1 protein-coding gene is annotated in these 590 nt (G+C 63.9%); it reads left to right on the top strand.

Annotated elements, in window-relative coordinates; all coding sequences use genetic code 11:
- Positions 1 to 260, top strand: a 260-nt coding sequence (locus EN780_RS40025) for a hypothetical protein (RefSeq protein WP_210215122.1), incomplete at its 5' end; no start/stop codon positions are given.
- Positions 261 to 590: the final 330 nt, after the last annotated feature.

Here is a 590-nt window from a genome sequence, read left to right as displayed (position 1 = left end):
CGATGGGCGGTCCCTGGTGCCGCTACGCCAAGCGCGATGAAGCGTTGCGGTCTTCGTCGCGCGCAACGGCGAAAGCGTGCAGGAGGATGGCTCGGGTCAGGGTGGACAAGCATCTGCGTAACAATTTGCTTTTCGAGGACGGGACGAGTCCAGGTTGGCCGCTGCTCAAGGCGCTGGCTCCGCAGCAGAGCCGAGTGAACTGGAGGGTCTGGTCCGGCGTCGAGGCACGGCGCAAGGCCTGCCGCGACGGGCGCGGATAGTGCTGCTGGCCAGCGAGAGGATGTAGAACAAGGAAATTGCCTTACGCCTTGGTGCAACGCCCAACACAGTGGGCACATTGCGTCGGCGCTTTGCCGAACAGCGGCTCGATAGCCTTTACGATGAACCGCGTCCCGGCGCGCCCGATGAGGAGATTGCCGAGACGATCCGGTTGACGCTGGGAGACGACGCCGCGGGACGCAACCCACTAGCCTGACTCTGCAATCTTGAGGAGCGCCAAGTTTATTCTGGCGTGCGGCGAGCTCAACGCCGAGCCGCTTGGCATCGATGCACGACACGACGTGATGCGGCGGTGTCGCACGGGTTCTCAC

The organism is Mesorhizobium sp. M4B.F.Ca.ET.089.01.1.1 (assembly GCF_004022605.1).
Lineage (GTDB): Bacteria > Pseudomonadota > Alphaproteobacteria > Rhizobiales > Rhizobiaceae > Mesorhizobium > Mesorhizobium abyssinicae.
This window is presented reverse-complemented; position numbering and strand designations above follow the sequence as displayed.